Origin of the sequence: Paenibacillus guangzhouensis (assembly GCF_009363075.1) — a bacterium.
Classification (GTDB): Bacteria; Bacillota; Bacilli; order Paenibacillales; family Paenibacillaceae; genus Paenibacillus_K; species Paenibacillus_K guangzhouensis.
The window spans coordinates 2,698,674-2,718,177 of the sequence record NZ_CP045293.1; the positions used below are offsets into that span (position 1 = coordinate 2,698,674).

The 19,504-nt window shown below is 46.1% G+C and carries 21 protein-coding genes; 2 read left to right on the forward strand and 19 right to left on the reverse strand.

Annotated elements, in window-relative coordinates; translation table 11 throughout:
• Positions 1-2 precede the first annotated feature (2 nt).
• The 12 genes from GCU39_RS12025 to metH form a co-directional block, all read right to left on the reverse strand.
• Positions 3-698, reverse strand: a complete 696-nt coding sequence (locus GCU39_RS12025; protein WP_152393727.1) for a hypothetical protein — start codon at positions 696-698, stop codon at positions 3-5.
• Positions 698-1,699, reverse strand: a complete 1,002-nt coding sequence (locus tag GCU39_RS12030; protein ID WP_193726892.1) for an SAF domain-containing protein — start codon at positions 1,697-1,699, stop codon at positions 698-700. The genes GCU39_RS12025 and GCU39_RS12030 overlap by 1 nt, the downstream gene beginning before the upstream one ends.
• Complete coding sequence (locus GCU39_RS12035; RefSeq protein WP_152393729.1) at positions 1,686-3,206, reverse strand: serine/threonine protein kinase; 1,521 nt, start codon at positions 3,204-3,206, stop codon at positions 1,686-1,688. The genes GCU39_RS12030 and GCU39_RS12035 overlap by 14 nt, the downstream gene beginning before the upstream one ends.
• Positions 3,207-3,390: 184 nt before the next feature.
• Entirely contained in the window at positions 3,391-4,455 is a 1,065-nt protein-coding gene (locus GCU39_RS12040; RefSeq protein WP_152393730.1) for a 23S rRNA (cytidine(2498)-2'-O)-methyltransferase RlmM, read from the reverse strand.
• Entirely contained in the window at positions 4,452-5,237 is a 786-nt protein-coding gene (locus tag GCU39_RS12045; RefSeq protein ID WP_152393731.1) for an ABC transporter ATP-binding protein, read from the reverse strand. The genes GCU39_RS12040 and GCU39_RS12045 overlap by 4 nt, the downstream gene beginning before the upstream one ends.
• The gene (locus GCU39_RS12050) at positions 5,234-5,560 is read right to left on the reverse strand and encodes a thioredoxin family protein (protein WP_152393732.1); all 327 of its coding nucleotides are present in this window, start codon (positions 5,558-5,560) and stop codon (positions 5,234-5,236) included. The genes GCU39_RS12045 and GCU39_RS12050 overlap by 4 nt, the downstream gene beginning before the upstream one ends.
• Entirely contained in the window at positions 5,544-5,894 is a 351-nt protein-coding gene (locus GCU39_RS12055) for a cyclic-phosphate processing receiver domain-containing protein (protein ID WP_152393733.1), read from the reverse strand. Before GCU39_RS12055 ends, GCU39_RS12050 begins: the two co-directional genes overlap by 17 nt.
• 25 nt (positions 5,895-5,919) lie before the next feature.
• Complete coding sequence (locus GCU39_RS12060; RefSeq protein ID WP_152393734.1) at positions 5,920-6,741, reverse strand: Fpg/Nei family DNA glycosylase; 822 nt, start codon at positions 6,739-6,741, stop codon at positions 5,920-5,922.
• A gap of 60 nt (positions 6,742-6,801) precedes the next feature.
• The gene (locus tag GCU39_RS12065; RefSeq protein ID WP_152393735.1) at positions 6,802-7,608 is read right to left on the reverse strand and encodes a TIGR01457 family HAD-type hydrolase; all 807 of its coding nucleotides are present in this window, start codon (positions 7,606-7,608) and stop codon (positions 6,802-6,804) included.
• 89 nt (positions 7,609-7,697) lie between these two features.
• A complete protein-coding gene (locus GCU39_RS12070) occupies positions 7,698-8,783 on the reverse strand; it encodes a Gfo/Idh/MocA family protein (RefSeq protein WP_152393736.1) in 1,086 nt (361 codons plus the stop codon).
• 339 nt (positions 8,784-9,122) lie between these two features.
• Entirely contained in the window at positions 9,123-10,058 is a 936-nt protein-coding gene (gene rnz, locus GCU39_RS12075; protein ID WP_152393737.1) for a ribonuclease Z, read from the reverse strand.
• 67 nt (positions 10,059-10,125) lie between these two features.
• Positions 10,126-13,563 (reverse strand): methionine synthase, encoded by a 3,438-nt coding sequence (gene metH, locus GCU39_RS12080; RefSeq protein WP_152393738.1) that lies wholly within the window; start codon positions 13,561-13,563, stop codon positions 10,126-10,128.
• 156 nt (positions 13,564-13,719) lie between these two features.
• On the opposite strand from metH, the gene GCU39_RS12085 reads away from it, so the two are divergent.
• Complete coding sequence (locus GCU39_RS12085; protein ID WP_152393739.1) at positions 13,720-14,262, forward strand: 1,2-dihydroxy-3-keto-5-methylthiopentene dioxygenase; 543 nt, start codon at positions 13,720-13,722, stop codon at positions 14,260-14,262.
• A gap of 70 nt (positions 14,263-14,332) precedes the next feature.
• Here the strand turns inward: GCU39_RS12085 and GCU39_RS12090 are convergent, their stop codons facing one another.
• The 6 genes from GCU39_RS12090 to GCU39_RS12115 all read right to left on the reverse strand — a co-directional run bounded on the left by GCU39_RS12090 (position 14,333) and on the right by GCU39_RS12115 (position 17,531).
• Positions 14,333-14,767, reverse strand: a complete 435-nt coding sequence (locus GCU39_RS12090; protein WP_193726893.1) for a FixH family protein — start codon at positions 14,765-14,767, stop codon at positions 14,333-14,335.
• 35 nt (positions 14,768-14,802) lie between these two features.
• Complete coding sequence (locus GCU39_RS12095; RefSeq protein ID WP_152393741.1) at positions 14,803-15,366, reverse strand: SCO family protein; 564 nt, start codon at positions 15,364-15,366, stop codon at positions 14,803-14,805.
• 185 nt (positions 15,367-15,551) lie between these two features.
• Complete coding sequence (locus GCU39_RS12100; RefSeq protein ID WP_152393742.1) at positions 15,552-16,349, reverse strand: HAD family hydrolase; 798 nt, start codon at positions 16,347-16,349, stop codon at positions 15,552-15,554.
• 36 nt (positions 16,350-16,385) lie between these two features.
• Positions 16,386-16,904 (reverse strand): hypothetical protein, encoded by a 519-nt coding sequence (locus tag GCU39_RS12105; RefSeq protein ID WP_152393743.1) that lies wholly within the window; start codon positions 16,902-16,904, stop codon positions 16,386-16,388.
• A gap of 48 nt (positions 16,905-16,952) precedes the next feature.
• A complete protein-coding gene (locus GCU39_RS12110; RefSeq protein ID WP_152393744.1) occupies positions 16,953-17,153 on the reverse strand; it encodes a DUF896 domain-containing protein in 201 nt (66 codons plus the stop codon).
• Between the two features lie 108 nt (positions 17,154-17,261).
• Entirely contained in the window at positions 17,262-17,531 is a 270-nt protein-coding gene (locus GCU39_RS12115; RefSeq protein ID WP_193726894.1) for a LysM peptidoglycan-binding domain-containing protein, read from the reverse strand.
• A 274-nt stretch (positions 17,532-17,805) separates the two neighbouring features.
• On the opposite strand from GCU39_RS12115, the gene lexA reads away from it, so the two are divergent.
• Complete coding sequence (lexA, locus tag GCU39_RS12120; protein ID WP_152393746.1) at positions 17,806-18,432, forward strand: transcriptional repressor LexA; 627 nt, start codon at positions 17,806-17,808, stop codon at positions 18,430-18,432.
• Between the two features lie 139 nt (positions 18,433-18,571).
• Here the strand turns inward: lexA and GCU39_RS12125 are convergent, their stop codons facing one another.
• A complete protein-coding gene (locus GCU39_RS12125; RefSeq protein WP_152393747.1) occupies positions 18,572-19,333 on the reverse strand; it encodes an N-acetylmuramoyl-L-alanine amidase family protein in 762 nt (253 codons plus the stop codon).
• Positions 19,334-19,504 lie beyond the last annotated feature (171 nt).

Genomic DNA, 19,504 nt, shown 5'->3' on the forward strand with positions numbered 1-19,504 from the left:
CATCATCTCCTTCCAGCCATGCGATATGCTTGTTTTACTTGTTTCATCTCTAATCCTGATATACGCTGAATGAATGAAATGATTTGTCGTCTGTAAGCCCGGGGCAACTTCCTCAGATTCAACCGCTCCGCGAACTGCCCATCAATAAATCGTTCATACAATCGCTCATCATAAGGTATCCGGACCTTCTCCTCAGACCATTGGACTGCAAGCTTATTGTATTTCTCCTCGATGTACTCTTCTTGAATGCTGCATACGACATACGGGACATAGAGTCCGATGAACGGTATCACAGGTCTCTCGGATAACCTTAAATCTGTAAGGATCTGTTCATTACGCTGGATGCTCCCCTTATCGAACTGCGTTAGAATAACATGTGCATCCATCCCCTCAAGAGAACATCCTCCATAAAAACTCCGATCATCTGATTGAAAAATGACATATTCATACGCATCTTCATCTTGCTCTGCCAACCACTTCAACACATCGGCAACCGTTGAAAAGTGAACGCCGATATCAAACCCTTCAAATTCGACGATCTCCCCGACATGCAGAAGTGAGGATATATAATGCGTGGTGCTCCTTGACTTGGAACCATCGATGAAGAGCACACGTCCATCAGCACGGGATAACACTTTACAAGCTAATAGTAAGAAATCACTCTGTTCACAGCTGCCGATGACCATCACTTGGCGCATTATTGATCACTCCCTGCGTCATCGTTAGGTATCGGTGCTTGCTCGAATAACTTTGTCTGCTCTTCTTTCGTTAACACACCGTCATCTCGGTTATCAATTGGCGACGTCTCCGATGTCGTTGATTGAACTTCGTTCTGCACCACCGATTGAGGCGTCGTAGATGGTCCAAGTGTTAGATTGCTATAACGCATCTGCTGCTCAGCAAGTGCTGTCTCCAGCTTCTTCCGCGCCACCTTCGCGAGAGCCGTCTTCGCTTCCTCCACAATATTGGGATTAGTCTCAATCAATGCAAGCACTTCCGCATTCGACGGATAATTCACAATCGCGCTGGACTGCATACCCGGATCAACATAGGTTAGTCCATAGATGGAACCATGGTGAATCAATGCATCGACCATTGCGCTCGACATCATTAATATTTCCTGCTCCGTCAGCTGCAGGCTGATCGTATTTCCTGCGACTCGCTTCACTCGCTTCTTGGATAAGACAATATAATCCTGACCCGTTGGAAATTGGATACGGACATCAATGACATCCTGATCACGCAAATTCAGCGGTAGTTGGATCTGAGCAAATTGCTCATTTCGAAGATCATTCGGCGTTGCTTGCCCTTCGTAGAACATGGACGGGATAAGAACGGTATTCGCGGACAAGTCGATTTTAGATATTTTTCCAACAATCTTCTCTTTCGTGCCGACCACGTTCGCAGGAAGAAGACGAAGTTCCATTTCTTGCATTTCTACCTGTTGTGCTGAAATACGCGTACCTGCAGCAACATTGCCTTTTAGAACCCATACGTTCCCCATCTTGGCTTGCTGCTCCTGCCGTGCGGTCTGTAGTTCAGCGATTTGCTGTTCATATTGCTTCTCTGTATCCCGTTTGATTTTCTGAACGTGTAATTGCGAGTACACGGCATAACTTAGGAACAAACATCCCATGATGGCAGCGCCACTGAGTCCGGCAATCCATAAGTTTTTCGTCCGTTGTCTAATTTTTGACATCCCTTCTGCTCCTTCTTGAGAATAAAAGCTTACCGAGTCCTGTCCTCCAATTCGAATGCGTCTGTTCCATCGGCAGAATAGCCGAGAGGGCCTTTCGTGCCATATCGTCAATGTGGAATGGATCCACATGATACGGAATGGCATACAGCTGTGGAACGATGAAATTCTGTTCCATATCTCGAATCGTCTGCTGAGTCGCAAGGGGAATCAATCCTATGAAGCTGGCAGCTTGATGGGCGAACCCCGCTCGACGCATGAAATCGGATAAATCTTCTTGCCTCCACTCCGCGCCGGAAGCAACCACACACGATATATTGGCACGTAGAAACTCGGCGAACATAGCAGCATTGTCCCCATATACACCTAGATCAAGGACGATCACATCATAATCGGTATGGAGCAGAGGGATGAGGCTGCGTGATTCGAGATAAGGATAGTAATCGACGCCATGAATGGTGAAATGCTCTCCCGAGCGTCGGATGGGTTCTCCATCGAATATGGATCGAATACGATAAAAGGCTTCAGTCCTCATACACTCGACACATGCAACACGCTGATTGGATGCCGCTAAATAATGTGCGAACATAATTGCAGTATGCGTTGTTCCCACTCCGGAATCGATACCCAGAAGTGCAATTGTGCCTGTCCCGCGCCAACGATGCGTGGTTGATACAGGTTGATTCCCTCTCCATGTTTTGGCCATCTCCATATGAATCTGTTCCAGCTTCTCACGGACTTCCTGCGCCGTTTGAATCCGCAAATTCGGATCTCGATCTAACAGATGCTTCAGCAATTGCCGAAAAGCCAGTGGAACTTCTTGCGGCATCGCGTCCATCCCGGCTTGACCGAACTGACTCGTACGCCCTCCCGTTATCAAGTGCATCAATAATGCACCAAGACCGTAAAGATCGCTACGTGTATCGCTTTGCTTGCCTGTATACTGCTCCGGAGCAGCGAAACCAACGGTACCGAGACATACAGTGTCATCCTCCTGATTCGGCTTGAAATGTCTTGCGATGCCAAAATCAATCAACCGGATCTGACCATGCACATCCATCATGACATTCGTAGGCTTCAGATCCCGATAGACAATTGGCGGCTGGCATTGGTGTAGATATTGAAGCACCTCACAGAGCTGTATACCGAGCCGAAGAATATGATCGAAGGCTAACGATCGTCCCCGACGTTCGAAGTCGACAGCCAGCGTCTCCCCTTCGATATAATCCATGAACAAATAAATATACCCCTCTGCATCAGGACCAAGAAAATCGACAATTTGCGGTAAATTCGGATGATTCAATCGAATCAACATGGCCGCCTCCGCTGCTACGCCTGCCGCATTTCCCGGTTGCTGCAGTCTCGTCTCCTTTACAGCCCAACGCTTACCGACAAGCTTCAGATCCTCGACCAAATAGACATAACTCATCCCCCCTTCACCAATTTGTTTCATCACTCGATAACGCCCACCAAGCACCTGATGAATGCTTAGCCTAGACTCCCATTTCACGAGTCCACCTCCCTAGGAACAACAAAAAGGGAAAGCCTCTCGAATCATGACAATCGACACATCGGTCAATTCTCATGGCTTCGGGATGCTTTCCCTATCCATTTCATATTAAGTTGCATTGGACACATTATATATCATCTATTCCAAGATTGTCCATATGCAAATTTCATTTTATTGAATACTATTAATATTTCACCATGTACAACGTGATTTCATCGCGATTATGAACAAGCTGCTTCATGCGCCGAATTTCCAAATGCTCACTGAATTTTTCGCTGATATCACGTATCGTTTGCAGCGGCTTTTTATGCATGAGCTTGACGGTTACGATCGCTGTACCGCCTGATCTCAACGCGTACAACAAATCCATTACAAGACGCACCATTTGCATTGGACTCCAGCTCATGTCGCAGACGATGAGGTCGAATTGCGATTCGCGGAATTTCACTTCAGATGCATTTTTCTTCAGCACCGTTAGCCTACGATTCTCGAGCAATGAAGGATGCATTTCCGCCGGATCGATAGCAGTAACTTTTAAGCCCCGCTCGAGCAATAACGATGTCCATCCCCCAGGGGCTGCACCAATATCGAGCCCTTCAGAGAAACTCGCAAGATCCAGACCAAATGCTCGCTCTGCTTCTAACAGTTTGAATTTGGCCCGCGAGATTTGTCCTTCTTCCCGCTGAAACCGCAATGCCCCGCCAGACCAATCGCTTAGATTATCTTCTGGCGTCGAAATGCCGACATAAACGGTATCTTTTCCAGCAAAAATCGATACAATCCAATGAGAATCCCGTGTGACGGTTTCCATACCTGACTCGCTCAATCCCGCTTCCAACGCTGACTTCAGAAGAGCTAAGTCGACTGCGCCTGCGTCATTCGACGCTTTACGAAGCTGAACCGCAACCGATTGGCCCCGATGAAGAGCTTGATTCGATTGAACGAAGCTCAGAATCGCAGCGTTTCGTTCCTCTTGCCCCGCTTCCGCAAGAAGAAACTCTTGTTGAACTGGCTGAATATGACGTAAGAAAATAAGCGGATCCGTCTGCAGTTCACGGATGACCTGCGATTCATCCACCGGTAACGTCACCAGAATGACTTCGCTCGGAATAAGCACCATTGCTTTCACTTGTCCGAAACGGCGGCGTAACTCTTCTTGCGCGTAAGCAATAAAGCCATGATTGGCTGTACAGATCCATTTGGATGTTATTTCATGCTGTTGTTCTTGATGTTCAAGTTGTTCATTCAACGGTTATTGACCTCCAAGCCTTGCACCCGAATCCACGGCCGTCCATCTACCCATTCGAGTGAAAGAGGCACTTCGTATGCTTGTATTAATATTTCAGGGGTAAGTACCGATTCTTTCGTCCCGGCAGCTACCAATTTTCCTTGATGGATTAAGGCGACGTGCGTAAATAATGGTACGATTTCTTCCAGATGATGTGTGACGTAGACAAGTGCAATGTTTCTTTTCTTCAACAAGTTAATCTGATCAAGGAATTTCTCTCGCTCATACAGATCTAACCCTGCGCATGGCTCGTCCAAGATGAGGACTTGCGGGTCCGCCATTAAGGCGCGTGCGAGCATGATTTTCTTCCGTTCACCTTGTGATAAGGTTCCAAGTGGATTGTCCGCGACATGCCCTAACTTCATTTCATCGATCAGCCCCCGGGCTTTCGCAACGACTTCCTCGGGAATATCCTGATAGAACCGTAGAAATCCGTATTCCCCCGTAGCAACCACTTCCCAGACAGGATCGCGAAGCGTCAATTTCTCCATCAAGGATTGACTGATATACCCGATTTTTTTACGAACCTCGCGAATATCGCACTGGCCATATCGATTCCCCATCACATCAATCTGGCCTGAGCTCGGGAACATGTAGCCTGTCATCATTTCGAGCAGTGTCGTCTTCCCTGAACCGTTCCGTCCAAGGATCACCCAATGCTCCCCTTCATTCATTTGAAGCGTAATGTCATTTAGAATTTGTCGTTCTTCACGTCTCAGCTTAATGTGCTGCATCGAAATCATCGAATCACATCCTTAATGATGTTGAATAAATGTTCTACGGACCGCATCTCGTAGACTTGTACCGGTTCGCCTCTCCTCTTCGGGTCGAATAAGAATAACCCTGGGACGCTTCGTACGTGATACCTCGCCACGAGACGAGGGGAGAAATTCAAATTGATCTGTAGCAACTCGACATCCGGCAGCATTGCTTCAACCACATGCAGCATCCGCATTCCTGCCTTACACGTCCCACAAAGCGGTGTGTATAGATACAGACCGAACGGCCTGTACACGTCTACATGATCGATTCGATCGAGTAAATCTTGCTCATTGATTTCTTTCATGGGCAGCCTCTCGAATGCGCGTCAACACCGATTGCGGCATCGGGCCGTTATGGAGGATGACATGATCGGGTTTGTTCTGATAGAACAATTCATACATCGTCTTACGACCGGATAAACTGGAGGTATGTAAGTATATCTCTCGCGGATATAAACCTCGAAGCACCATTTGCTTCACTAGCTGTGTCCCATTCGGCTGATTGATGCCCAGATCATGATCCAAGGACAGAATATTGACGTCCGCTTCCTCCAGCAGCAGTAGGCATTCCTCAGCCGATCGCGCATAGACGAATCCCTCAGGACAACGGCGAATATCGTCTAAAAATACATGTATCATGCTCATTCCCCTTCATCTACCAAACCTACTTTTCTTTTTGACAGCTTGCGCAATAATACGTTTTTCGAGAACCAACCTCTGCCTTTTGAATCGTCGCACCGCAACGCTCGCATGCTTGACCGTCTCGCTCAATAACACGTACATGCGATTTATAACCTCCCGTGAGGTCATCCTTCGCGTTCAGACGCTCCTCGCCCATGCCGCCATATTCAATTGCATCGTGCAGGACCGTCATCGTACTGTGATACAGCCGTTCTATGCTCTCCTCCGATAAATCCTGTAACTTCGCTGAAGGCAGCAAGGCTGCTTCGAACGCAATTTCATCTGCATAACCGTTCCCGAGGCCTGCAATGAACGACTGATTTACAAGCGCAGATTTAAGCATCCCACGTTTACGAGCGAATAACGTCTGGAACTTCTCCAGATTCATTTTACGATCCAATAACTCTGGACCTAGATTACTTAGTTCTTGATCTGCTTCTTTTGCACTGAGAAGATGGATATACCCCTGCCGAATCCCCAGCAAACGAAGTGCCTGATCGCCAAAAGATATCATAACTTGTGCGTTAGCATGGCTTCCTTCATCCACTTCCAGTCCATTGAGTTGAATTTGCCCCGCTGCACCAAGGTTTAGCAGCAGTCGTTTTCCATTATCTAAGTGAAAGAGAAGCTGCTTCCCGCGACGCTCAATGAACAGAACTTCTCGCCCTTGCAATTGCTTGGACCAAGCAGCTGTATCACTATTAATCAGTTTATCTTCCTTTACTTGCACACCTGTGATCCGTTTATTGATAATTTGCTCGGAGAGCAATTTTTTGTAGGTTTCTAGTTCCGGTAGTTCTAACACGTATTTTCCCTCCATGTTGCGTACGAGATGATGAATCCAATAGGTAGGTATGTAAGTATTCTATTGCGCGTTTCTGCCTGATGTGACTGCAGCCGCCTCGTACAAATCCTTACAGATCCACGATGGCTGTACATCCGCTTGCGCCAATAATTGGTCTTTATTCGCTTCAGTCGCGAGCCCCGTCAACACGAGAATCGTATCACAGCCTGCTGCTTGTCCCGCGCGTAAATCCGTCAGCGGATTATCTCCAATAACAATCGCGTCTTGAGGCTCACATCCAAGCCTAGCGAGCGCGTAATTCATAATAATCTTAGAAGGTTTACCCATGACAATGGGTTCCTCGCGTGTTGCGGCTTGGATTGCCGCTGACAATGTGCCGGCACCCGGCATGATGCCAGTATCTGAAGGCAAAAGAAGATCGGGATTGGTGAGAATATACGCAGCGCCTTCACGAATCCATTGTACCGCTTGCGTTAATTTGGCGTAATCAAAAGATCGGTCGATCCCTTGCACGACGATCTCCGGTTGGTCCTCCGTGATCTCTACGCCGGCTTCGCGAAGTGCTGTCTCTAATCCATATTCTCCGATCACCGCTGCTCTTACACCTTGAGGGTAATGCTCTTGAATATATTGTGCCGCAGCCAATGCTGATGTGTAGACGTCCGCATGCGTGGCTGGAATCCCCATCTCCGCTAAATGCGCAGCAACATCCTCTGGCGTACGTGATGAATTATTCGTCACGAACAAATAAGGAATCTGAAGTGATTTCAACTCTTGAATCCATAAGTCAGCACCCTCTATACGATGCTTCCCATGATATAATGTACCATCCAAATCAATTAATAGTGCTTTGTTAGAATTCCCCATATCGGCCAGTATCCTTTCTTCAGCCTATCTTGAACACCCATGTTCACAATGCTTTTATCATAGCGAATTCATCGCATGCCTGCAATCCATTATACCTTCGAGCGAAGAATTCGATCGATCCACATCTCCGCATGCGCCGCATCCTTCATCGTCGGAGCAAGACCCTCATTCGCCCATGCATCTTCGCCAATATAACGGTGCAGGAAGTGATTCAAGGCACCAAAGTGACTATCTACGAATACGCCCATCGTTGTTTTGTCATTCGGAATCAGCTGTAGACTCGAGGGCACTGGAAGCGCAGGCGTCGCCCCCGACAACATGGAGACTTTCGGCGTAATGTCTTTCTCAAGATCGCAAGTGATACTTCCTCTGGTCCCAACGATCTGCACACTGAACCGATCCGAACCCCAAGCAATACGGGACACTTCACCCGTTCCTCTTACACCGCTTTTCGTCGTATAAAAGAAACTCGCCCAATCATCCACTGTCATTTGTACGCGCTCATCTGACCCTTGTGCTTTCGGACGTTCTTTGACGAAAATATTCGTCTCTCCGTGTACATCCGTAAGTTCCCCGAATAGATGGGCGATCAAATCAATTACGTGGATGCCCAAATCCGTAACGGCACCGCCGCCTGATATCGTATCGTCTAACCGCCATGAAACGGGACGCTCAGCATTCAAATATCCTGAACGCAGGTAAGAGCAATTGCACTGGAGAACGTCGCCAATGATCCCTTCCTGCAATATCGCCTTCATCTTCATAACAGCCGGGTGATAACGATAAACGAGTGCAACTTGCTGAAGCGTGTTTGCAGGAATATGATTCATTAACTCTTCCGTTCTACTGTACGCTTCTGTTAATGGTTTCTCAAAATATATAGCCTTGTCAGCGGATGCAGCAGCCGTCCCTTCCGTAAAATGCATCGCATTCGGCGTACAAATATCGACAATATGTACCGTGGGATTCGTTAGCGCCTCATCAAGACTGTTCGTCACCTGCTGAAACCCCATAGCTAATGCTTGTTCCCGATTCCCATCTGGGTTTCTGGTCACTAACGTGTCTAATACAGGCACAAAAGGAGATTTCTGAATGACAGGCATAGCACGTAGTGCGACAATATGGGTTTTGGCAATGGCACCGAGCCCTGTAAAAGCAAAATGTATCGGTTTCATAACGATATCCCTCTCTCTTATAAAGTATTTCCTATTGTAAAAGATGCGCAAACGATGTTGCAAGGCATCAATTCATGTCAAATCCTGCGCTTTCCCGGGAAAGTATTATATATTGCCTAGTAAAAGACGGAAAGCTTGTATGCGATGGAATGGATCGAACCGCATCAAGCTTCTTGGAACTTAGCGTAACATATAAATAACATATCCTGCTATACTCAGGAGGATCATCAATATCGCAATGACATTAAGAAAATTCCGTCTGTTGCCGGGGCTGTCGAAGCGATTTCTGCGGTGATCATCAAAGTCTGACATCGGTAAGCGACCTCCTTTTTCTACTCATTATGATTGCCCTGTGTGACTTCGCCTGTGGATCGGGATGAGCTCCAGTTGATTAGCAGCGATCGTATGCGGAAAAATCACATTAGCTTCCGCCACAAGCGGTTCGATATCACTATACCTAGCGCTGAAATGGGTTAAGACGAGTTGACCAACGGCTGCATCTCGCGCCGTCTCAGCTGCTTGTCTGGTTGTACTATGATAGAAGTTCTCGGCTAAAGACTCGAGTCCTTCCATGAAGGTTGCTTCATGTACGAGCACATCGGCATTCTGTGCGAGGTATCTCGAACCTGCACAAGGCCTTGTATCCCCTAGAATCGTGATAATCATGCCTGGAATCGGCGCTTGGATGAACTCATCGGGAGTGATAACTGTTCCGTCATCAAGAACCACATCTTCGCCCTTCTTTAACTTGCCATAGATCGGACCTGGAGGAATGCCTGCCTTCGTTAAGGCCTCAACATTGATCCGTCCCGGGCGATCCTTTTCCATTACCCGATATCCAAAAGATTCAATGCGATGATCCAACCTTGCTGCTTCAACCTTGCACTGCTCATCTTCAAAGACAATTCCTTCATCAACCTCTATAATCCGTATCTCATAATTGAGATGGGACTGACTTAATTGCAATGATGTCTTGAGATATTGACGAAGACCTGTTGGTCCATAGATTTCAAGCTTCTCCGTTCCTCCTTGATGGGAGCGACTGGATAACAATCCTGGAAGTCCAAAGATATGATCTCCATGCAAATGGGTAACGAATATTTTCTCAAGTTTACTCGGTTTAAGCGGCGACTTCAATATTTGATGCTGTGTCGCTTCGCCGGCATCGAACAACCAGAAGGTACCACGCTCGTCGAACATGCGCAGCGCAATGGACGTCACATTTCGCTCTGTCGTCGGCATCCCTGCACCTGTCCCTAAGAAATAGAGTTCCATAGCCATCCCTCCATTCTGCACCAAGAGCCTCCAACGAAATCGGAGGCTCTTGTGTCTTTATCTTATATTATACTTTCTCTACGTTAAAATATTGCGCTTGCGGATGGGCAAATACCATCGCGGATACCGAAGCTTCCGGTTCCATCATGAATCCCTCTGTCAATTGAATACCAATGTCCTCAGGCTTCATCAACTCGAACAATGGTCCTTGATCTTCCAGATCCGGACACGCAGGATACCCGAAGGATACCCGAATGCCTTGATATCTCGCACCATGACGTTGTTTCATTGTCATCTCTTGCGGATCCGGATAGCCCCAAATATCGCGCATCATGTGGTGAACCCGCTCAGCTAGACCTTCGGCGACTTCTAACGCTGTCGCTTGAATCGCATGGGATTTCAGGTAGTCCCCTACTTCCTTATATTTCGTCGCGAGCTCACGCACGCCATTGCCTGCAGTTACCACCAAGAATCCAACATAATCCATGATACCACTATCAACGGATTTAAGGTAATCGGCTAAGCATAGGAACGGTTCCACTTGCTGACGCGGGAAGGTGAAGGTATGAAGGACCTTCGTCGTGTCCTGCGGATCATAGATAATAATACTATCGCCAGATGATTGCGCCGGGAAGAATCGATACATGCCTTGCGCTCTAATCGTTCCATCCGTGATGGCGTTCTGTAATATTTCATCGACGGTTGCTTTTAACTCAACCGCCTTAGGATTTTTCTCTGCCAGCATTTGTTCTACCGAACCGCGTAATCCAAGATGATGCCCCAGCAGCATTTGCATATTTACATAAGGAATAATATGCCCTAATGGATAGTCGCGTAGAATATGACGATCGAGATCTGGCGGAATGAATACCGGTGCATCTTGCGAAATGTTCGAACGCACGGCTCTCGTGAGCTTCGGCAGCGGCTTCTTCTCCTCTTCTTCGCCTACACTTTCCTTGATCGCTGCAGTCTCTGCTATCATGAGCTGACGGTGCGTCGGATCCATAATTTTGTTCGCAAGATCTAAGCCGTCCATCGCATCCTTCGCATAGAGAACGAGCCCGTTATATTCGGGTAAAATACGTGTTTTGGTGAATTTCCGTGTCAACGCTGCACCACCAACCATAATCGGAACATCAATATTCGCATTGCGTAAATCTTGTGCGGTCAACACCATCTGCTGCGCCGATTTCACGAGTAGTCCCGATAGTCCGATCGCATCTGGCTTCTCTTTGCGATAAGCTTCGATGATCTGCTCAGGCGGAACTTTAATGCCTAGATTCACGATCTCATACCCGTTATTCGATAAAATGATCTCAACCAAGTTTTTGCCGATATCGTGCACGTCGCCTTTTACCGTCGCGAGCATGATTTTACCTTTAACCGATGATTCATTTTTTTCCATGAATTGCTCTAGATGAGCAACGGATGCCTTCATAACCTCTGCACTCTGCAGTACCTCAGCTACAATCAGCTCATTATTATTGAATAATCGACCAACTTCAGACATCCCTTCCATCAGCGGTCCATTAATCACTTCAAGTGCTGTGTACTTCTTAAGCGCCTCGTCCAAATCTGGAATAAGGCCTTCCTTGGTTCCTTCAACAACGTAAGATCCTAAACGCTCTTCTAACGTCAAGTTCGAAGCCTTCTCTTTCTTCACGACCTTCATATCCCGGAAAGCCGCTACAAAAGCAGAAAGTGTCGCATCATTCGTATCGTAGAGCAACTCTTCGGATAGGCGACGCTCATGCTCAGGGATCGAGGCGTAACGCTCTAACTTCTCGGTATTAACGATCGCGTAGTCAAGTCCTGCCTTCGTACATTCATACAAGAAGACGGAGTTCAGCACTTCACGACCAGCTTCCGGCAGACCGAACGAAATGTTACTAATGCCAAGGATGGTCTGACATTCTGGCATCGCTTCTTTAATGAGGCGAATCCCTTCGATTGTCTCTTTGGCAGAACCAATATACTGTTCATCCCCTGTCCCAACCGGGAAGACGAGCGGGTCGAAAATAATATCTTCAGGCTGCATGCCATATTTGTTCACTAATAGTTCACGCGAGCGCTTCGCAACTTCTAGCTTATCTACTCGCGTAATTGCTTGTCCACGTTCGTCAATTGTTCCGACAACTGCAGCAGCGCCGTACTTATGAATTAATGGGACAACATGTTCGAATTTCTCTTCCCCATCCTCTAAGTTAATGGAGTTAATAATCGCTTTCCCTTGTGAGTACTTCAGCGCCAAATCAATAACCTTCGCATCAGTGGTATCAATAACGAGAGGTACTTTGACCTTCTTCACGACTAGCTCCAAGAATTTCTTCATATCCTCGGCTTCTTCACGATCCGGATCTTGTACACAGACGTCAATGACGTGTGCACCGCTCTTCACTTGCGCTCGTGCGATTTCGGACGCTTCCTCGTACTTCCCTTCTGCGATAAGGCGTTTGAATTTACGTGAACCCAATACATTCGTCCGTTCACCCACCATGTAAGGCCGGTTCTCCGATTCAATATATACCGTCTCAATACCTGATACGGCTGGAGGGTGTGTTCCAAAAGCACTACGCGGTTGGAACTGACTCATTGTATCCGCTAATGCACGAATATGATCTGGCGTTGTTCCGCAGCATCCGCCTGCAATATTCAGCCAGCCTTGCTCCGCGAACCCTGCCATTTTCTTCGCTAACGAATCCGGGGATTCATGATAGTGACCATTCTCATCTGGTAACCCCGCATTAGGGTAACAACTAATTGCCGTATCGGCAATTTCAGATAAAGAACGAATATGATCACGCATAAACTCTGGGCCTGTCGCACAGTTTAACCCCACGGAGATTGGCTTCAAATGCTCCAATGAAATATACAAAGATTCGATGTTCTGACCAGCAAGTGTCGTACCCATCGGTTCAATCGTACCTGAGATCATCAGCGGAAGCGTCTTTCCCGTTGTCTCAAATGCGCGTCGTATGCCGATACTTCCGGCCTTCACATTCAATGTATCCTGCGATGTCTCGAGCAATATCGTATCAACACCGGCTTCAATAAGTGCAACGGTCTGTTCATAATAAGAATCGACAAGTTCATCAAACGTGACTCCACCGGTTACGGACAATGTCTTCGTCGTCGGTCCTAACGCACCCGCAACATAACGCGGCCACTCCGGTGTTGAATATTTATTCGCTGCATCTACTGCGAGCTTGGCTGCTGCCAAGTTCAACTCTCTTGCTCGATCTTGCAAATCATATTCTGCAAGTACCACGCTCGTGGCACCAAATGTATTCGTCTCCAAAATATCCGCGCCAGCTTCAAGATATTCTTCATGAATCTTCTGGATCACATCCGGTCGCGTTAGAACAAGAATCTCATTACAGCCATCAAGTTCTTCGCTCCCAAAATCATCCGCCGTTAAGTCTTCACGCTGAATCATCGTTCCCATTGCGCCGTCAAGGATAAGGATTTTATGTTTCATTTGTTCTTGTATGCTCAGCTTATTCATGCCCAATCCCCTTCCTTCTGCAAAAACGTTAAGAATTAGTTTAACAGAATACCAATGTTTAGAAAAGTGTCAATGCATTAAAAGTCGACAGCCAGCTCAAAATCCACTATAATACAATCAAAATCAAGTTAATTTATAGGAAAGAAGGGATTAATTTTGGCTGAAATTTACATTCGTAATACAAAAGAGCGTATTTCAGGTGAAGAAGACGTTCGTGCATTTCTAGCGAACCAAGAAGTATTATATGAGCATTGGGATCCAACGAAGCTGCCAGAAAACCTTCGTGAACGGTTCGTTCTCTCCGATGAGGAGAAAGCCGAAGTTCTCGCGACCTATGATGTAGAGATTCGTGACCTTGCTGCACGTCGTGGCTATCAGATCTGGGATATCATTACGCTATCCGATGCAACTCCGAATCTTGAAGAACTACTCACAAAATTCGAAGACGTCCACACGCATACGGAAGATGAGATCCGCGCTATCACGGCGGGAAAGGGGATCTTCATCATCAAGGGAAAAGACGACGTAGGTTATTTCAACGTCGAGTTAGAAGCTGGTGATGTCATCTCCGTTCCTGAGCACACGCCGCATTTCTTTACGCTCATGGATAACCGTCAAATCGTTGCTGTTCGCCTCTTTATTGAGAAAGATGGCTGGATTGCTACTTCTTACGATGACCCTGCGTTCCAAAAGGCCTAATGAATTCATTTCTGCGCTAAATATTCAAAGCCCGCTTCGTCTTCTTCAGACGGAAGCGGGCTCTTCTTGTTTATTTTGCAACTTCGAAAGTTTTCTTAGGCATGGAATGCATTTCACGGGCTGTAACATGCGCGATCATCGTATATTCCCCGGATTCTGCGAACTGCTTTTCAATTTGATATACGCCATTACTGGTAAGTTTCGCTTCAATTTTCTCATGTTCTTGTTCTTCTCCACGCCATAGCTCAAACATGACTTCCTTCGCATCATCGACAGGTTTGTCCGTTTGCGTTACTTTCGCTTGAAGCACAACATCTTTATTGGCGGTAATCTGCGCTGGCAGAATAATTTCTACTTTGATCGGATTCATGGCATCTTCGCTCATGTCCATATCCATGTTCATGCCGTCATGATTCATACCCTCATTCGATCCTGAACAACCTGCTAATAAAGCGATCAAGAGGATACAAGCAATCGCAAGCATACTCATCTTTTTTCTTTGCATGATTTGCATTCCTTTCTAATCTGCTTACTTGTTCGTTAGATTAAGTCTTTAACATCCTTAATGATTTGATCGTATGGAACATCTTCTACGCCATCATACTTCTTCATGATATATCCTTCTTTACTTACCAAATAGAACGATGTGCCATGAATCATCTGATCCGAACTAGGTTCCTTCTCTACAATCGTCTTAAAGGATGATTTTGCGAAAGCCTGAATATCTTCTAGCTTGTAATTGGTCAAGAAATGCCAGCTCGCAAAGTCAACGCCGAATTTGTCAGCGAACGCTTTCATAACCTCCGGCTTATCTCGGTCAGGATCAACACTAAAAGATACGAATGTAACGTCTAAGTTCTCAGCTTTCAATCTCTTCTGAAGATCCGTTAAGTTGAACGTCATCGGTTGGCAAACGGATGTGCAATTCGTAAATACGAAATCAGCGAGCCATACTTTACCTTTCAAATCAGCAAGACCGAACGCTTGACCCGCTTGATCCGTATAAGCGAAATCGCCAACTTTCATCGAGCTTGTCTGCTTCGCTCCACCACAGGCAGTTAATAACAGCATAACCCCAAGCATCAAGAACATTAATTTTTTCATTTTAACCTCTCCTCTATGTATCGCGGAACAAATTTCCTTTTTCATTATAATTTGATTGTACATGAGAAGAATGACTCATTCGGGCTATCTTTGTCAATTCTTTGTGACGATTTTGTATCAAATGTCATAGCCGAGCACAAAAAAAAGCCCTTGTTCCGATTTCGGCAACAAGGGCTACTTCTTACTTAAGCATGTTGATTAATAATATTGTGTAGTTCCGAGAGATGTGTGATTTCATAATCTGGAACAATTTCATCCGAACGTTGGACACCATGTCGATTCACCCAAACAGCATGCATACCTACGCCTAGCGCACCCTTGATATCCGTCGTAAGCTTGTCACCCACCATAAGACCTTCATGAGGTTCAATGTCAAGCGCAGCCATCGCATGTCTAAAGATAGAAGAAGCTGGTTTACCTTCGCCGAATGCCCCTGAAATCACAATATGATCAAAATAAGGAATAATGTTAGGAACTCCGTTCAACTTCTCCTGCTGCAGGTCAGGTGATCCATTCGTTAATAATAGAAGCTTCACATTCCCTCTCAACTCGTCGAGAATTTGGAACGTCTCCTCATAGACATAAGGACGAGCCCGGCGTTCAGTCGCGAATAATAAACCTAGACGCTCGCCGAGCGCTGCATCTTCGACACCTAACGCTTGTAGACCTTTTGTCCATGCTTCCGTACGATAACCTGGCGCTAATGCCTGTAATTGACGAAATTCTTGTTGTTCCCCATGTGTGAAATTCGCCCACAATCCTTCAAAAGGATTAATCCCGATCATCTGCGTGAAGGGGAACGTTGGGTACGTTTCATAGAGGGCTCTAGCCTCTCGTCTCACCGCTTCTTCCAACGCAGTAGGTTGAATGTGAGGATACGCTTGCGCAGCTGCAACACATGTCGCTTCAAACGATTCCTTCACACTGCGATCATCCCATAATAAAGTATCGTCCAGATCGAATAATACGGCCTTAATCGTCATCTCTCTTCTCCCCCATACCTTTACAGTGCTCTATCCTTAACGTTCTTCAAAAGGAACATGATTAACGCGTGCAAACTCTTTCAATCGCTCACCGATCACTGCGGTCTCATAACGGTTCATTAATCTGGAGAACACCCAGTTGGAGCCTTTAGCCTTTGGACTAATAACGACATAACCTTTTTGTACAGTAATCTCTTTGATTTGACTTGCATCCAGCCGTACGTCTCGATTGAAACGACGTGTCCCGATAGAAGATTTACCTACGCTAATATAGGGTCTACGAAGGAAGATCACAACTCCCAGGAATATGTATAAACCTACGGTCCCCCAAAATAAGGCTGGCGAGGTTTTTTGATCTACTGCAGAATATAGAATTGCATACAATAAACCGAATGCAACTAATGTAATTGGCAGAATCAGATTTCGACCAACATACCGATCCACATCTGATTTCGCTTCTCTACTCGATCCTATCATTTGTTGCCCTTGCTTCTTACGAACCTTATTTACATTCTTCGTGTTCTTACGCACCATTCTTTCCCATGAGCGGGCCATCCAAATCCTTCCTCCTTGGAAGTTTTCCCGAAGGAAAACTTGCTTCATCTAATGTTTAATTGTTGGATTATTATCATCCTCATCAACAATCTCAATATTATCGAGCTGTTGCTTCAAGGAACGTTTGAACCCATCAATATATTGTCGACGAAGCGCGTCCCGTTCAACCGTCTCTTCCGGTGTCAATCCTACCGATTTATGTTTACGAGCCAATTCATTAATTCGCTCAACAATTTTTTCGAAATCCATCCCTATCCCCCCTATTCTGTCCTTATTACTTTGACATTTACAATAGAGGTTGTCAAGGGTAACCCGTCCGCTCCCAGCATGTGCCTATGCCTTACACTTGCATACAATTTATCCTTTAAGAACTGGTAACTTAATCACTTCACCAGATTGAATAGAACTGTTACGTTTACCATTTAATTCTTTGATCTCTTCAATATAATTACGAACATCCATTCCGTCTGGCTTATGTTCCTTCGCGATCGCCCACAACGTATCCCCCGGAGAAACAACAATCTGAAGCGGTATGTTCGCATTCCGTTCCCCATCACGTGTATCCGCAGCAAAAGCATTCAATAACCCCATACTCGTCAAGCTGCATACAAGAACTAAAAATAACACGACCTGAACGACCTTCTTCTTAAGGAAAGAGCCTCTATTCACGACTTTGGACTGGTTATTATAAACACTTTGATATGAGCTATACTTTAGCATTTTCAGCACCCCAAACGTTTGTTCTGTTTTCTATGTCCATAATTTAACACGAACATTCGTTTGTGTCAATAACTTTTTAGAACATTCGTTCCCCTTGTTCGTATATTTTAGAACTAATGTTTGTACGAACGGTAGTTCTATGCTATAATTTTGTAAAAGTCTACTAATGGAGTTGAACCTCATGTCTAAAATATCCAATAGACAACAAGCTATTTTAGAATTTATAAGGAATGAAGTACGATCTAAAGGTTACCCTCCTTCTGTTCGTGAGATTGGAGAAGCTGTCGGTCTAGCTTCCAGCTCCACTGTGCACGGCCATTTGGATCGACTAGAGAAGAAAGGCTTAATTCGCCGCGACCCTACCAAGCCGCGGGCAATCGAGCTTCTGAGCCAAGAAGAATCCGAACATACGCATCTCTATACGCAGATGATTGCGAAGGTACCAATCGTGGGGAAAGTTACCGCAGGTGCACCGATTACAGCAACGGAGAACATCGAGGATTACTTCCCGCTGCCGGAGCAATTCGTACATGACCAGAATGTATTTATGCTTTCTGTTATGGGTGAGAGTATGATCGAAGCAGGCATTCATAATGGAGACTTCGTTATTGTACGCCAACAACAGACAGCGAATAACGGCGATATCGTCGTCGCGATGACGGAAGACGATGAAGCAACGGTTAAGACTTTCTATAAGGAAAAGGATCACATTCGACTGCAACCTGAGAATGCAACGATGGAACCTATCCGATTGAATCATGTGACTATTCTAGGCAAAGTTATTGGTCTTTTCCGTAACATGCACTAATCCGCCCTACATATTAGCCGTGTTGTTTAAAGAGCGATGCGCTAATTCCTATAACATTCGTTGAACTAGGACATGTTTAACGACAACCAAAAAACAAGCTGGTATCTGTATCACACAGATCTCAGCTTGTTTTTTCGAATCATTGTGGAGCCTGCCCCGAAGCTTTTCGCAGTTCATTCGCTAATCGATTCGCTTCTTTCTTTCCTGCCTCGTCCCCTTTTTGCTGCGCTATTTCCCAAGCTGGTTTTAGATACAGATCGATTAATTTATTGGCATCTTCCTTCGCTAACATGACATTCGCCTCCGTTTCAACATACGCGATCCCAAAATACTGGCAGACACCTCTTGCAATTTCTTCAGCACATAGGTCTCGATATGCGTCCGACAGCAAAAGCTTGGCTTCTTCCATGTTATCCATAAAGCCGCACTCCACGAGGACTGCCGGCATTGTAGATTCCCTTAGCACATGGAGATTCGCCGGTTTGACGCCTCTGTCGCGGAGCTTCGTGCCTTGGACCAACCTTGCATGAATCGCTTCCGCAGCTTTCATGCTGGTCACACGTCCGGGATAGTAGAATGACTCAATCCCATTCACACTCCCCCATGTCTCTCCTGCTGCGTTCGCATGAACGGATACATAGAGGTCTACACCGGATTGATTCGCTGTGTCCGTCCGGGTCTTCAGGGGAACATCGCTATCTCCTGGCGCCACGAGCAATGTACGAAAACCACATCGTTGTAGGTGCTCGTCCAAAAGAGCAACAACCGCACGGTTGAATTCGTTCTCGTGCATAAATGGCTCACCGGTTTCTTTTGACCGCGTCCCATCCTTGAACAAAGGCGTCCGCTTACCTGGCGGTTGCATTCCATGTCCATCATCTAAAGCAATAAATAGACTCAATTGTCTTCACCTCTCTTCCTACTCTATTAATATGCATCAATAGAATTGAAGCGAATGATAGATACCATGGTCTAAGTAGCCTGACTGCTTTCTATATCGACTGGGCTGAGGGTTTTGTAATGCACTTATAAGTTCTATCTGAGGACCGTTCACCACAGTTGCATTGGCTTA

Coding starts and splice junctions, on each gene's coding strand:
- GCU39_RS12025 (WP_152393727.1), bottom strand. CDS start 698: ATGCGCCAAGTGATGGTCATCGGCAGCTGTGAACAGAGTGATTTCTTA.
- GCU39_RS12030 (WP_193726892.1), bottom strand. CDS start 1,699: ATGTCAAAAATTAGACAACGGACGAAAAACTTATGGATTGCCGGACTC.
- GCU39_RS12045 (WP_152393731.1), bottom strand. CDS start 5,237: ATGATTTCGATGCAGCACATTAAGCTGAGACGTGAAGAACGACAAATT.
- GCU39_RS12050 (WP_152393732.1), bottom strand. CDS start 5,560: ATGAAAGAAATCAATGAGCAAGATTTACTCGATCGAATCGATCATGTA.
- GCU39_RS12055 (WP_152393733.1), bottom strand. CDS start 5,894: ATGATACATGTATTTTTAGACGATATTCGCCGTTGTCCTGAGGGATTC.
- GCU39_RS12065 (WP_152393735.1), bottom strand. CDS start 7,608: ATGGGGAATTCTAACAAAGCACTATTAATTGATTTGGATGGTACATTA.
- GCU39_RS12070 (WP_152393736.1), bottom strand. CDS start 8,783: ATGAAACCGATACATTTTGCTTTTACAGGGCTCGGTGCCATTGCCAAA.
- rnz (WP_152393737.1), bottom strand. CDS start 10,058: ATGGAACTCTATTTCTTAGGGACAGGTGCAGGGATGCCGACGACAGAG.
- metH (WP_152393738.1), bottom strand. CDS start 13,563: ATGAATAAGCTGAGCATACAAGAACAAATGAAACATAAAATCCTTATC.
- GCU39_RS12090 (WP_193726893.1), bottom strand. CDS start 14,767: ATGCAAAGAAAAAAGATGAGTATGCTTGCGATTGCTTGTATCCTCTTG.
- GCU39_RS12095 (WP_152393741.1), bottom strand. CDS start 15,366: ATGAAAAAATTAATGTTCTTGATGCTTGGGGTTATGCTGTTATTAACT.
- GCU39_RS12100 (WP_152393742.1), bottom strand. CDS start 16,349: ATGACGATTAAGGCCGTATTATTCGATCTGGACGATACTTTATTATGG.
- GCU39_RS12105 (WP_152393743.1), bottom strand. CDS start 16,904: ATGGCCCGCTCATGGGAAAGAATGGTGCGTAAGAACACGAAGAATGTA.
- GCU39_RS12110 (WP_152393744.1), bottom strand. CDS start 17,153: ATGGATTTCGAAAAAATTGTTGAGCGAATTAATGAATTGGCTCGTAAA.
- lexA (WP_152393746.1), top strand. CDS start 17,806: ATGTCTAAAATATCCAATAGACAACAAGCTATTTTAGAATTTATAAGG.